Origin of the sequence: Sorangium sp. So ce1153 (assembly GCF_051521595.1) — a bacterium.
Taxonomy (GTDB): domain Bacteria; phylum Myxococcota_A; class Polyangia; order Polyangiales; family Polyangiaceae; genus Sorangium.
Genome location: NZ_CP150361.1, coordinates 883,638 through 895,995, shown reverse-complemented (window position 1 = coordinate 895,995; position 12,358 = coordinate 883,638). Strand labels below are relative to the sequence as shown.

Annotated in this window: 10 protein-coding genes and 5 tRNA genes; 4 read left to right on the top strand and 11 right to left on the bottom strand. The window is 71.1% G+C overall.

Going from position 1 to position 12,358, the window contains the following annotated elements:
* Positions 1 to 25: 25 nt before the first annotated feature.
* The 8 genes from secE to WME85_RS03170 all read right to left on the bottom strand — a co-directional run bounded on the left by secE (position 26) and on the right by WME85_RS03170 (position 2,732).
* Entirely contained in the window at positions 26 to 652 is a 627-nt protein-coding gene (gene secE, locus WME85_RS03205) for a preprotein translocase subunit SecE (RefSeq protein ID WP_437835216.1), read from the bottom strand.
* Between the two features lie 87 nt (positions 653 to 739).
* Positions 740 to 812 (bottom strand) — tRNA-Trp (locus tag WME85_RS03200).
* Between the two features lie 29 nt (positions 813 to 841).
* Positions 842 to 1,012, bottom strand: coding sequence for a 50S ribosomal protein L33 (gene rpmG, locus WME85_RS03195; RefSeq protein ID WP_436613121.1), 171 nt, complete (start codon positions 1,010 to 1,012; stop codon positions 842 to 844).
* 9 nt (positions 1,013 to 1,021) lie between these two features.
* Positions 1,022 to 2,212, bottom strand: coding sequence for an elongation factor Tu (gene tuf, locus WME85_RS03190; protein ID WP_437288608.1), 1,191 nt, complete (start codon positions 2,210 to 2,212; stop codon positions 1,022 to 1,024).
* A gap of 51 nt (positions 2,213 to 2,263) precedes the next feature.
* Positions 2,264 to 2,339: transfer RNA gene (locus WME85_RS03185), tRNA-Thr, on the bottom strand.
* A 16-nt stretch (positions 2,340 to 2,355) separates the two neighbouring features.
* Positions 2,356 to 2,428, bottom strand: a tRNA-Gly gene (locus WME85_RS03180).
* A 73-nt stretch (positions 2,429 to 2,501) separates the two neighbouring features.
* Positions 2,502 to 2,583: transfer RNA gene (locus WME85_RS03175), tRNA-Tyr, on the bottom strand.
* A 76-nt stretch (positions 2,584 to 2,659) separates the two neighbouring features.
* Positions 2,660 to 2,732, bottom strand: a tRNA-Thr gene (locus tag WME85_RS03170).
* Between the two features lie 746 nt (positions 2,733 to 3,478).
* Between WME85_RS03170 and WME85_RS03165 the strand changes: the two genes are divergently transcribed.
* On the top strand, positions 3,479 to 5,269 hold the full coding sequence (locus WME85_RS03165) for a serine/threonine-protein kinase (protein ID WP_437835215.1): 1,791 nt from the start codon (positions 3,479 to 3,481) through the stop codon (positions 5,267 to 5,269).
* A gap of 665 nt (positions 5,270 to 5,934) precedes the next feature.
* On the opposite strand, the gene WME85_RS03160 is transcribed toward WME85_RS03165, so the two are convergent.
* Together WME85_RS03160 and WME85_RS03155 are read right to left on the bottom strand one after the other, a co-directional pair.
* Complete coding sequence (locus tag WME85_RS03160) at positions 5,935 to 7,530, bottom strand: MXAN_5187 C-terminal domain-containing protein (protein WP_437835214.1); 1,596 nt, start codon at positions 7,528 to 7,530, stop codon at positions 5,935 to 5,937.
* Positions 7,531 to 7,535: 5 nt separating this feature from the next.
* Complete coding sequence (locus WME85_RS03155) at positions 7,536 to 8,288, bottom strand: hypothetical protein (protein ID WP_437835213.1); 753 nt, start codon at positions 8,286 to 8,288, stop codon at positions 7,536 to 7,538.
* A gap of 215 nt (positions 8,289 to 8,503) precedes the next feature.
* Between WME85_RS03155 and WME85_RS03150 the strand changes: the two genes are divergently transcribed.
* Together WME85_RS03150 and hisIE are read left to right on the top strand one after the other, a co-directional pair.
* Positions 8,504 to 9,973 carry a prolipoprotein diacylglyceryl transferase gene (locus WME85_RS03150; RefSeq protein WP_437835212.1) on the top strand — a complete coding sequence of 490 codons (1,470 nt, stop codon included), beginning with the start codon at positions 8,504 to 8,506 and terminating at the stop codon, positions 9,971 to 9,973.
* A 3-nt stretch (positions 9,974 to 9,976) separates the two neighbouring features.
* Complete coding sequence (hisIE, locus tag WME85_RS03145; RefSeq protein WP_437307557.1) at positions 9,977 to 10,666, top strand: bifunctional phosphoribosyl-AMP cyclohydrolase/phosphoribosyl-ATP diphosphatase HisIE; 690 nt, start codon at positions 9,977 to 9,979, stop codon at positions 10,664 to 10,666.
* A 19-nt stretch (positions 10,667 to 10,685) separates the two neighbouring features.
* Here the strand turns inward: hisIE and WME85_RS03140 are convergent, their stop codons facing one another.
* Complete coding sequence (locus WME85_RS03140) at positions 10,686 to 11,246, bottom strand: hypothetical protein (protein WP_437835211.1); 561 nt, start codon at positions 11,244 to 11,246, stop codon at positions 10,686 to 10,688.
* A 161-nt stretch (positions 11,247 to 11,407) separates the two neighbouring features.
* On the opposite strand from WME85_RS03140, the gene WME85_RS03135 reads away from it, so the two are divergent.
* Positions 11,408 to 12,307 (top strand): hypothetical protein, encoded by a 900-nt coding sequence (locus WME85_RS03135; RefSeq protein ID WP_437835209.1) that lies wholly within the window; start codon positions 11,408 to 11,410, stop codon positions 12,305 to 12,307.
* The last annotated feature ends 51 nt before the right edge of the window (positions 12,308 to 12,358 follow it).

Sequence of the window (12,358 nt, the reverse complement as noted above, 5' to 3'; positions counted from 1 at the left end):
TTGGTTCCCTCAGGGTCTCCCTGCTTCAGCTTCCATCGCCGTAAACGATGTTGGTCACGAATGCCCAGAAGCGATCGAGCAGCGCCAGGTAGAGGGTCGCCACGGTGGTCGTCGCGATGACGACGAACGTCGCGTTCGTCACCTCTTTCTTGGTCGGCCACTTCACCTTCGCCAGCTCGGCAGCGACCTCGTCGCTCCAGGTGCGGAGCTCCGCGTTGCGGAACATGCGCAGCACGACCACGAGCGCGATGACGCCGCCGACGGCCATGCCGTAGGTCGTCTTGTCGTCGTCCCCCACTGCGGCCAGGGTTGGCAGCGTCCGGCTGAACCAGTCCTTGTTGGAGAGGGTCGCCCAGACCCCGTGGACGACCTTGCCGAGCAGGTAGGCGAGCAGCATGCCCGACGCGAAGAAGCCGGCGAGCACATAGCGCTCAGTACCGAGCTGAGCCGCCGCAGCCTCGCCTTCGTCCTCCTCGGCCTCTCCGGAGCGCAGCGCCTCGGCGTCCTCCGGGCCCTCCGCGTCAGCCGCCTCCGGCTCCTCGCTCCGGGTCACGAGGGACGACGCCTCAGCAGGCGCGATCGGTCCGGATTCCTCCGGCTCTCCGTCCTCCGCGACCTTCGGCGTCTGCTTGTCTTTTTGACCCTTCGCCATAACTACACCAAACGCGCCGACCCGCGGCAGGCAGAGGCCTGCTCGATGGGGCTCCGAGGGCAGCCTTTGAGCGCCCGCATTCCCCGGCAGGGGCAGAGAGGCTCGAACTCCCGACCTGCGGATTTGGAATCCGCTGCTCTACCAACTGAGCTATACCCCTAGAACCGCTGCGCCTTCCTGAGCACCTGTTCACTTCGTCTCGTTGTGAACTGTGTGCTTTTTGCACTGCTTGCAGAACTTCTTGAGCGAAACCACCTGGTCGGGCGCCTTCGTGGTCTTGTAGTTCCGCGACTTGCACTCGCTGCAGGCCAGTGAGACGGCGATGCGCGCCGCACGCCACCCACCGGCCTGCTCGCCCACGTCGGCCTCCTACGCGAGGATCTTGGTGACGACGCCGGCGCCCACCGTCTTGCCGCCCTCGCGGATGGCGAAGCGCATCTGCTCCTCCAGCGCGACCGGGGCGATGAGCTCGATCGTCATCGTGATGTTGTCGCCCGGCATCACCATCTTCACCCCCTCGGGGAGGTTCACCGTGCCGGTCACGTCCGTCGTGCGGATGTAGAACTGCGGCCGGTAGTTGGTGAAGAACGGCGTGTGGCGCCCGCCCTCCTCCTTCTTGAGGACGTACACCTCACCGGTGAACTTCGTGTGCGGCGTGATCGACCCGGGCTTCGCGAGCACCTGGCCGCGCTCGATCTCTTCCTTCTCCACGCCGCGGAGGAGGCAGCCGACGTTGTCGCCCGCCTGCCCCTGATCGAGCAGCTTCCGGAACATCTCGACGCCGGTGACGACCGACTTCTTCGTGTCCTTGAAGCCGATGATCTGGACCTCGTCGCCGACCTTGATGATGCCGCGCTCGATGCGGCCCGTGGCCACGGTGCCGCGGCCCTTGATCGAGAACACGTCCTCGATCGCCATCAGGAACGGCTTGTCGATGTCGCGCACCGGCTCGGGGATGTAGCTGTCGAGCGCGTTGAGGAGCTGCTGGATCGTCTCCTCCCACTTCGGGTCGCCCTGCAGCGCGGGCAGCGACGCGCCCCGGACCACCGGCGCGTTGTCGCCGTCGAACTTGTACTTCGACAGGAGCTCGCGGACCTCCATCTCGACCAGGTCGAGCATCTCCGGGTCGTCCACGGCGTCGCACTTGTTGAGGAACACGACGATGTGGTTCAGGCCGACCTGGCGGGCGAGGAGCACGTGCTCGCGCGTCTGCGGCATCACGCTGTCGAGCGACGACACGACGAGGATCGCCCCGTCCATCTGCGCCGCGCCGGTGATCATGTTCTTGATGTAGTCGGCGTGCCCGGGACAGTCGACGTGGGCGTAGTGGCGGTTGACCGACTCGTACTCCACGTGCGCCGCCGCGATGGTCACCGTCTTGGTCTCGTCACGGACCGTCCCGCCCTTCGCGATGTCGGCGTACGAGATCGCCTTCGCCAGCTGGCGCTTCGACTGCACCTTGACGAGCGCCGCGGTGAGCGTGGTCTTGCCGTGGTCGATGTGGCCGATGGTGCCCACGTTCACGTGCGGCTTCGTACGAGTGAATTTCTCCTTGGCCATCGAGATGTCTCCTGCCGAAATGAATTTCGCAGCTGCGTTTCGCTGTCTCGCTGGAGCCCACCATCGGGATTGAACCGACGACCTCGTCCTTACCAAGGACGTGCTCTGCCAACTGAGCTAGGTGGGCAAACGACCGACCATAGAGCGGGCGACCGGGTTCGAACCGGCGACGTTCAGCTTGGAAGGCTGACGCTCTACCAACTGAGCTACGCCCGCGGGCGCCCGCCGGGAGTGACCCCGGCGGAACTGATCTTGGTCGGATCGCTGTCGGAGCGAAAGACCGCTCCGGTGGAGGGTGATGGATTCGAACCATCGTAGGCATTGCCGGCAGATTTACAGTCTGCTCCCTTTGGCCGCTCGGGCAACCCTCCAGAATTTCTACACTATCCGCTCTTACCGGAACTTGTCTCTGACCTCCCGAACCGTTGACCTGCTGCCTTGCATCGGAGCTGGCGAGGGGACTTGAACCCCTAACCCCCTGCTTACAAGGCAGGTGCTCTACCGATTGAGCTACGCCAGCGACATCGACCCGCTGCTCGCCCCCGAGGCTCCGGGAGGCGTGCGTGCTGACCTAGCGAAATGTCCCAAGACCGATCACTTCTGCGCGAGCAATCTACTCCCGGCCCTGCTGGACCGTCTGCCCGCGCCGTTCGGACTGGGCCGACCGGGCTGGACCGCAGCGAGGTGAAGCCGTTGGTGCCGTTCACGTCGCTCCGAAGGTAGACGAGTCCCGCGAAGGGAGGAGGCTCTTAGCCCCCTGCAAGAGACGTGTCAAGCGGTGTGCGTCGTTTTCGTTCGTTTCGCTGGGATCAGCTGCGGGAGCGCGATCCGTTGCGTTGGCGCGTCGTCGCGTCAGCGCGTCGTCAGCATCGTCGCGTCATCGCACCGTCGCGAGGCCGCGGCGCCGGAGCTCCCGCGTCGTCCGGCAGCGCCGATCTCGCTCGAGCGCTGCCCGCTTTCAAGACGTACGTTGCGGGGACGCCGAAACGAGCGCCTTCGAGCGCTCCCGCGCCGCCGGGTCGCGGCCGCGCGCGGGTTGGGCCGGGGCCGGGGCCGAGGCCGGCCCCTGCGTGCGCAGCGCCGCGCGCGCGGAACATCCGCACCACGGAAGCGGAAATGGCGGCGCCTCGGGCGAGCAAGAGCTCCCTTGCGCTCGGCGCGCGGCTGCTGCGATCCTGCCCCGCGCACGTTCGCTCGGGCGCGCAGCGGAGCAGCCCGAGGCGACGGTCGTGTTTTGTCACGCTCCGGGCGTAGAGGTTCGATCGCATGGACTGTCCCGCTTGCCACCAGCCAAACATCGACGGGGCGCGCTTCTGCGCCACGTGCGGCGCGCTCCTCCCCCTCGCGCCGGTGGAAGCAGACCCGCTCATCGGCACGATCGTGGGCGGCCGGTTCCGGATCGTCGGGGTGCTCGGCGAGGGCGGGATGGGCCGCGTCTACAACGGCGAGCAGCCGATGGGGAGCTCGGTGCGGAAGGTCGCCATCAAGACGCTCCTCGAGCAGCACGCGAAGGACCCGCAGGTGGTCGCGCGCTTCATGCGCGAGTGCGGCACGGTCAGCGAGCTCGAGCACCCGAACACGATCAAGGTCTACGACTTCGGGCAGACCAACACCGGGGAGCTCTACATCGCGATGGAGCTCCTCAACGGGCAGTCGCTCGAGACGGCGCTCGAGCGGGGCGCGCTCTCTCCCGAGCGCGTCGACCGCATCATCGCGCAGACGTGCGGGTCGCTCCAGGAGGCGCACGAGAAGGGGATCGTCCACCGCGATCTGAAGCCCGCCAACATCTTCTTGACCAGGCGGGCCGGCGAGGAGGACTACGTCAAGGTCCTCGACTTCGGCATCGCGAAGCGCGACGACCGCAGCGCCAAGGCCGAGCAGAAGCTGACGCAGCAGGGGACGGTGCTCGGCACCCCGCCGTACATGAGCCCCGAGCAGTTCACGGGCAAGGAGCTCGACGCGAGGAGCGACATCTACTCGCTCGGGGTGCTGACCTACGAGATGCTCACCGGGCGCCTGCCGTTCGACGCGGACACGCCGTGGGCGTGGGCGACGCAGCACATGACGGCGCAGCCGTTCCCGTTCGAGGCCGTGCCGATGGGCGCCGCGGCGCCGCCGAAGATGAAGGCGGCCGTCATGAGGGCGCTCAGCAAGAACCGCGAGGACCGCCAGCAGTCGGCGCGGGAGTTCTACGAGGAGCTCACGATCGGCGCGGGGCCCCGCCTCTCGGTGCTCGGCTCGGCGCCCCGCACCCAGGTCGGGCTCGAGGCTCCGACCAGCGGGACCGCGCTCATGCCGTCGCGCTCGGGTCAGACGCAGCTCGGCGAGCCGCTCTTCGTCGCGGGGCCGCCCACCGGGGCCGGCCGGACGGTCGTCAACCACCACGCGGCCACCGTCATGGACCGGGCGCCCATGCCGTCGGGCGCCGTGGCGGCGCACCCGCCCGTGCCGACGGGGAGCGGCCAGGTGTTCCCCGCGCCGCCGCCGCCGCCCGCGCAGAAGAGCAAGACCGCCCCGATCCTCGCGGCCGTCGCGGCGGTCGCGGTGCTCGGCGTCGTGGGCGTCGTGCTGATGAAGAAGGGGGACAGCACGAGCGCGACCGACGAGAGCGCATCGGCCCTGATCCCGTTGCCGAGCGCGCCGTCGGTCACGGTCACGTCAGACCCTACCGTGGCCATGCCGACGAGCGAGCCCTCCACCCCCGAGCCGCCGCCCACGGGCACCCCTGGCGGGGAAAAGACGGCCGACGGTCCGAAGGGCACGACCGGCGCGACGAGCCCGACCGCCGGGACCAAGACCCCGCCCGCCGGCAACGAGAAGGCCGACCAGGAATGCAGGGCCGCGATCAACCTGGCCAACGGCGGCAACACGGATCTCGCGGCGAAGCGCTTCGCGGGCTGCGACGGCCCCAAGAAGGCCGAGGCGCGATCCGCGATCAGCGCGAGCGCCAAGCGGGCCGTGGCCTCCAAGGGGTGCGCGGCCAAGTCCCACGCGATGGCCGCCGCGCGGATCGGGGCGGGCGAGGCGCTGTCCCAGCTGCCTGCACGCTGCCAGTGAAGACGTAACAGCTGGGTGGAACGCCCGGGGACACCGGGCTGTTCCAGGCTTGCCTTGACGCCCGATTTTGACAGGTGCTAGATCCCGGCCTGACGGTTCTGAAAGTTCATTGAACGCCGCCCTGCCTCGATGGGTCGGCTCTTGACTTCGGAACATGGGGGAGAAGGTCGCTCACGGGAAATGGGCAGTAAGATTCGTTTGGTCACGCCTCGAATGACATGGCGCGACATATGTCGTTCTGAAGAGTTCGCCGGGCGCTGGGTCGCCCTGGACAACGTGAGGTACGTGCAGGGTGCCTCTCAGCCGGCCGAGGCCGACGTTGTAGACGCCGATGATGACCTCGCCGACTTGTGCGCGAGGATGCGCGAAGCTGACCGTACGGCATGTGCGATCCTCTTCGTCGAGGACGACGCCGGCGTTCCCGCGCGGCTTCAGCGCCTTCCGCAGCTCTGGCGCCGCGTCGCACATCACTGACCCGCCAGAACGCCGTCACCCGTCCAGCCATCCGACGTAGCGAGCGTCCTCTGGAGCAGCTCGCCTGCGAGGCGTAGTCCGGTGAGCTCAGGCTCCCGGTGCTCGCAGCGGCGGAGCCTGCCCACGGGCCCGCCCACGCTCCGGCCGGTCGCTTCCTGTCTGGTCGGCTGCGTCCGGCCGGCGGCTGCCGATCACTTGAGGATCGGCTTCAGCAGCGTCTTGCCGTCCTTGATGACGACGTCGTAGTCGACGGATTTGGCAGGGTTCGTCGCGCGCAGCTTCGCGGCCTGTGCGCGGAGGCTCTCGGCCAGGCGCTCGTACGTGACGCCGGCCGTCGACTCCCGCGCGGCGCGCTTGGTCTCGACGTACTTCGCGTAGATCTGGCGCAAGCGCTGCTCCGGGAGCTCGTCGTCGCGCGCGGCGGAGCGCTGCTGGGGGGGAGAGGCGGGGCGCGCGCGCGCACCGGCGTCGAGGCCGGGGCGCGTGGCCTCCGGGGGGCGCGACGACGCGCGCGGCCCCGCGTTCCGAGCTCCACTGGCCGCGACCGTGTCCGCGGCAGGCGGCATGGTGGAGCGACGGCGACGCGTCGCTGGCGGCCGGTCCGAGTGCACGCGCTCCTGCCGGCGCGCTGCCGCGGCCGCGCCCTTCGCCTCGGCCGCCGCCGTAGCAGCGGCCGCTGGCGCCGCCGCCGCTGCCGCAGCTGGCGGTGATGCCGCAGCTGGCGGTGCCGCCGCAGCTGGCGGTGATGCCGCGGGACGGCCTGGCTGCGATCTGGCGGGGAGCGGGGGCGGCGGTCTCTTGGGGGGCGGGGCCGCGGGCTCAGGCGCGGCGTCCGCTACCACGCCCGGCGGTCCAGCCGCGGCCTTCGTCGCGTCGCCGGCCTGGGCGCTCTGCGCGCGCTGGGCGCGCATCTCCGCCGTGAGCTCGGCCAGGCGCTGACGGCTCGTGGCGCCCGCCGCCGCGGGCTGGCTCCGGTCGGCCGCAGGGCGCGCGGACGGCCGCGCGCCGGCCGGAGACGCCTCGGCCGGCTTTGCCTCCGCCGGCCTGATCTCCGCCGGCTTCTGCTGCGGCCGGGTCAGCCCGAGCCCGCGCGGCAATCCCCCGAGCGGAGCGGGCTTCACGGCCGCCGCGGCCTGGGGTGGCGCAGGCGGCACGAGCGCCACGAGGGGGCGTACCTGCGGGCTGGCAGGCGCCACGCTCGACGGCTCCGGTGCGATCGGCGGCGCGACGGGCGCGACGGGCGCGACGTGATCGCGCGGCAGCGCCTCCTCCTCGGCGGCCAGCGCTCGCCCTCGCGCCGGCGGCGCAGCGGGCAAGGGCGGGGGCGCCAGCGTGACCGCCTCGTCGTCGACGTCGATCTCCTCGTGATCGTCGCCTTCATCGCCGCGACGAGCCGTCTCGCGCGCCGTCGTCTGCTGCTCGGCGAGCTCCGCGTAGCGCTCCGCCCGCTTGCGGCCCACGATCGTGAGCGCTTCCTTGGCCCCGACCCGCTTCGCCGCGCGAAGGACGTCGCGGCGGTATGTCCCGTTCTCGATCTCGCGCGAGATGCGGCCCCAGTACTGCTGGAACGTGTTGTAGCGCTGGAGCAGCATCTGGAACTTGAACCGGAGCCCGGTGTTCCTGATCTGCTCCCGCCGCATCACCCAGATGCGGCGCTCGACGTCCTTGCGCGGGATCATCGGCTCCAGCCGCTCGATCCCCATGAAGTACTGCTCGTACAGCGCGCGCAGCCGCTCGATGCGCGTCTCCAGCTCCTCAAGCTCCCGTTCGACCTCGCTCGATTCCATCGCGGCTAGAGGGGCGTGACGCGCAGGTTGTCGAAGCAGACCGGCGCATCCCATTCGTTGAAGCCCAGGTGCTCGTGCCCAGGGCCGGAGAGCGGAGCGGGATCGCTGAGCTCCAGGTACTCGACGCCGTTGACCGACCAGGAGAGCGTCCTCCCGTCGCGGCGCTCGACGCGGAAACGGTAGGGTTGCCCCGGCGCGACCGGGCGCGCTCGCTCGTCATCGCTGTCTGGATCCACGTCGATCTCCAGCCGATCATCGCCGTGCTCGTCGAGGCGGGCGAGCACGTGCTTCGTGTTCTTCCATCCGCCGAGGATCACGAGGTAGCTCGTCGCGTTCGTGTAGCTCGCCGCCGTCGCGCCGCTCCGTCCGTCTCCCCAGAGCTCCGCCTTGAGGTCGCCGTCGGGGGCCTCGGCGATCGCGTCGAACTCGACCCGCGCGTTCTCCGGCAGCGGCCGCTTCAACCACACGCCGCGGTTCCTCGCGCCGCGGACGCAGAGCCGCCCCTCCTCGATCTTCCACCTGGGGCTGAGCGCGTTCCAGTCAGGGCCAAGCGCGGACCGGTTGAAATCGTCCTCGAACGCGCCCGCGCCCTGCGCCCCCTGACCTGCGCCCGCCTTCGTGGCGACCGCCGAGCTCACGACCGTCCCGGCCGGCCGCGCGCCCGCTTCCCCCGTGGCCGGCCCCTCGGGGACGCACGACGCGCTCACGAGCAGCCCAGGGACCGCGAAGACGCTGACTGTGGCACGGCCAGAGAGCACGGAATCGATGCTAGCAGCGGCGCGCGCGGACTTCGAGGGCCGCTCGCGGACGCCATCGTCAGGACGGGGGACGACGCTGCGCTGCGGTGTCAGCCCGGGCGCATCGCGATCGCCCGACGCGGCTGAACAAGCGCCCGCGAGCGGCTTGGCCCGCTGCGTCATGCCCGAGAGACGGCGCTTGATGGGCCCCAATCCCAGGCGTAAGGAGAGGCGCCATGCATCCCATCCTGTTCCGCGTCCCGCTGCCCGTGTGGACCGTGCCCCTGCTCTGGGTCTTCCTCATTGCGGCGGGCATCGCGTTCGCGGGCGCGATCGGGCTGTTCCTCGGCAAGAACAAGCCGGGCGCCGCCGCAGCGGGCATCGCGGGTGTCGCGCTCGCCGCGCTCGCCTCCCAGTTCAAGGGGCAGACCTACACCCTGGGTCCGCTGCCCATCTACAGCTACGGCGTCATGCTGGGCCTCTCGCTCGTCGTCGGCTGGTACCTGACGCTCGGGCTCGCGGAGCGCGACGGCCTGCCGAAGGAGACGATGGCCAACTGCTACGTCGTCACCGCGCTCGCCGCGGTCGTCGGCTCGCGCGTGCTCTACATCCTCACGAACCTCGACGAGTTCGACTCCCTCGGCGCGATGTTCGACATCCGCCGCGGCGGGCTCGTGGCGTACGGCGGCTTCCTGGGCGGCTTCCTGGGCTCGTACCTGTTCCTGCGCTCCCATCGCATCCCGCTGCTCCCCTGGGCCGACGTCGCCGTCCCGAGCCTCGCCTCGGGCCTCATGATCACCCGCGTCGGCTGTTACCTCTTCGGCTGCGATTTCGGCCGGCCGCTCGGCGAGACGGCTCCCGCCTGGCTGAAGAAGCTCGGCACCTTCCCGCACTGGCCCGAAGGCACGCTGGACCACGGGAGCGGGTCCCCAGCGTGGGTGCAGCACGTCAAGGAGCGCGGGCTGGATCCGACCGCCGACGCGTCGCTCGCCGTGCACCCGACGCAGATCTACGAGTCGCTCGTCGGCGCGGGGCTGCTCGTTCTCCTGCTCCTCGCGCGCCGGCGGCAGAGGTTCCGCGGCGAGATCTTCCTCCTCTTCACGTTCTCTTACGGCGTCTGCCGCTACCTGCTCGAGCTCCTGCGGGACGACGCGGAGCGCGGCTCGATCCCGCCCTCCCTGCCGGAGCACGTGCTGCTCCCCGCTGGCCTCGTCGTGTTCGCCGTGGCTTACACGATCGGGTTCTCCCACGTCATCCGCCACGACGTGGCACGCAAGGTGACGCAGGTGCTCTCGTTCGTCCCGGCGCTCGCCCTGTACCTGGTCCTCAAGCCCGAGACGTTCGGCGCGTCGGAGGCGCTCCAGTACTCGACCTCCCAGGTGGTCGCCCTGACGACCGGGCTCGCCGCGTCCATCGCGTTCGCGGTCTATTACAAGGCCGCCCTGGACCACCCGGAGCAGGCGATGGCGCTCAACCTCCCGGCGAGCCCCGCCGCCGACGACACGAGGCAGGCAGACGCGGACGACGACGACGACGAGCCGGGCGAGGACGAGGACGACGAGCCGGGCCAGAAGCGACGAGCGCCGGCGAGGGCCGGCGACAAGCCGTCGCGGCCGAGGCGCGGCAGCGCGAAGGACGAAGGCCGGGCGACCGCCCGCGAACGCGGCGCGGCTGCCGAAGCGCCCGACACCACCGGAGAGGCATAGGCTGTGAAGATCGCATTCGGAGAGGGCAAGCTCATCCCGGCCGTCGTGCAGGATCGGCTGACAGGACAGGTCCGGATGCTCGCGTACATGACGCGAGAGTCGCTCGCCCGGACGCTCGAGACGGGGCGCGCCACCTTCTTCAGCCGGTCGCGCGGCGAGCTCTGGGAGAAGGGCGCGACGAGCGGCAACACGCTCGCGGTGACGAGCGTCCACGCCGACTGCGACGGGGACGCGCTCCTGATCCTCGCCGAGCCCCGCGGCCCGACGTGCCACACCGGCAGCTCGAGCTGCTTCTTCCGCCAGGTCGACGCCCGCGACGACGCCGAGCCGGAGGCCGCCGACGAGGGGCAGGACGCGACCGCGCTGCTCGAGGCGCTCGAGCGAGAGCTCGAGTCGCGCAAGGCGTCGTCGGCGACGAAGAGCTATACCCGGAAGCTGCTCGACGGCGGCGCCCCGCTCATCGGCGCGAAGCTGCGCGAGGAGGCCGGCGAGCTCGCGCAGGCGATCGCCGAGGAGAGCGACGACCGCGTCGCGTCGGAGGCGGCCGACGTGATCTACCACCTGCTGGTCGGCCTCGTGTCGCGCGGCGTCCCGCTGCGCGCGGTCCTCTCGGCGCTGGCGTCGCGCATGGGCACGAGCGGGCTCGTCGAGAAGGCGCAACGGGCGCAGAAGCCGAAGCCGGGAGAGCCGTGATCGGCCGCGCGCCGCCTCCTCAGCGGGGCTGCGGCTCAGGCTGCGACGCGAGCGCCGCGCACCGCTCGAAGCAGTCGACGAGCGCCTGAGAGGAGCCGGACAGCACCTCAGAACAGCTCGAGCTCGCATAGCAGGCATACACGCACCGCCCTGGGTATGGGCCCGCGCACGCCCCGACGTCGATCTTCCACCCCTGGCACTTCCCTACCCTCTGCGAGCCTCGCTCGCAGAGGGGGCCGAGCGTGGGCACGCTGACGCCGCACTCCGCCAGAGCGCGCTGCTCGCCCTCACATCGCGTGGGCTCGGCAGCGTCCCGGTCGGCCATGCACTCCACGTCCTCGGCGGCGCACTGCGTGAAGGCCTCCGCCGCTTCAGGGCAGCCTTGCCTTGCGGCGCTCTGGGCGATGTCCTCCACGGTGTCCAGGCACTCTTCGTACTCGCTGCCGCTGCACTGCCAGCAGTCGCACAGCCCGCGGCAGAAGGACGAGGCCGAATCGTTGCAGCCGGGGCTGCTGATCAGGAGCCCCCCGATCGACGCGGCGCCGGCGAGAGCGAGGCCGCAGACGGCGAGGCTTCTCACGCGCCGAGCGTATCGACCACGAAGAGCGAGCGCAATCCGCCCTCGGTCCGTCCGGCGCCGGCGAGCTGCGCGCTCGGCGCGCGACGATCTCCGGACGGAGCTCTCTCGCCGCCGTCGCGCCGCGTCCTTCGCGCCGGCAGGGGATCGGCTATTCTGGACGCGTGAGCCCGTTCCGTGAGCCGCCCGGCATCGAGCTCGGCCCGCTGGAGGTCGGCCTCGGGCGCGCGGCGCGGCGAGCCATGGTGGGCCTCATCCCGAGCGGCGGACGGCTCATCGCGCCCGACAGCTACGCCCGTACCCTCCAGGGCGATGGCGCGCCGTGGCGCGGCCGATCGCATGCGGCAGGCGCGCTCGGCTCGCTGGGGCTCTTGCTGGTCGCTGCCTGCGCGTTCGTCGCGGCGACCGGCGGCTGGGAGCTGCGCGGCGCCCGGGGCACCGCCGTGACGGTGGCGCTGGTGATCGCGGGAGGGCTCTCGCTGGCCGCCGTGCTGCGCGCCCTCGACACGCCGCGCGAGCGGCTCACGTTGCGCGGCGCCGTGGTCGGCAGGGCGGCCAGGCGCGCGCTCCGCAGGGCATTGCGCCTCGCGCGCCACGCGGCGCGGGCGCCGGAGCAGTTCGGCCCGCGCCGCGTCACCGCGCTGCGCAGGACGCTGCTCATGCTCGCCGATCCGCTCATCGCCGACTGGATCCCCGCGGACGTGCGCGGTCGCGCGGAGCTCCTGCTCGCCCGCGCCATCGCCGCGAGCGCCGGCGCGCGCTGGACGCGCGACCCGAGCGTGCGCGCCGAGGTCCGGGGGCTGCTGCTCGCCGCGGCCGATCACCTGATCGAGCCGACACCAGCCCGGCTGGACCTGCTCGTGCTGGCGGAGCACGCCGACTCCGCCCCGACCTCGCGCGTTCCACGGCGGCCGCGTCACGAGCCGGGAGCGCAGCCTCGCGTCAGGGCGCCCGCCCCCCACGCGCCCTCCTGCGCCGTCGCCGCGGACGGCGCGCGGGGGCTCGATCTCGACGCGGCCGATGCCTCCAGCGATGAGATCGGCCGTGCTACGGTGCGTCGCTGACGTCTCCGGAGGCTCTGGCGATGTTGCAGAGGCCCGATGGTTCCTCCTCGA

What these genes read in the sequence shown, in the direction of transcription:
- WME85_RS03165 (WP_437835215.1), top strand. Translation starts at nt 3,479, where the DNA reads ATGGACTGTCCCGCTTGCCACCAGCCAAACATCGACGGGGCGCGCTTC.
- WME85_RS03160 (WP_437835214.1), bottom strand. Translation starts at nt 7,530, where the DNA reads ATGGAATCGAGCGAGGTCGAACGGGAGCTTGAGGAGCTGGAGACGCGC.
- tuf (WP_437288608.1), bottom strand. Translation starts at nt 2,212, where the DNA reads ATGGCCAAGGAGAAATTCACTCGTACGAAGCCGCACGTGAACGTGGGC.
- secE (WP_437835216.1), bottom strand. Translation starts at nt 652, where the DNA reads ATGGCGAAGGGTCAAAAAGACAAGCAGACGCCGAAGGTCGCGGAGGAC.
- WME85_RS03150 (WP_437835212.1), top strand. Translation starts at nt 8,504, where the DNA reads ATGCATCCCATCCTGTTCCGCGTCCCGCTGCCCGTGTGGACCGTGCCC.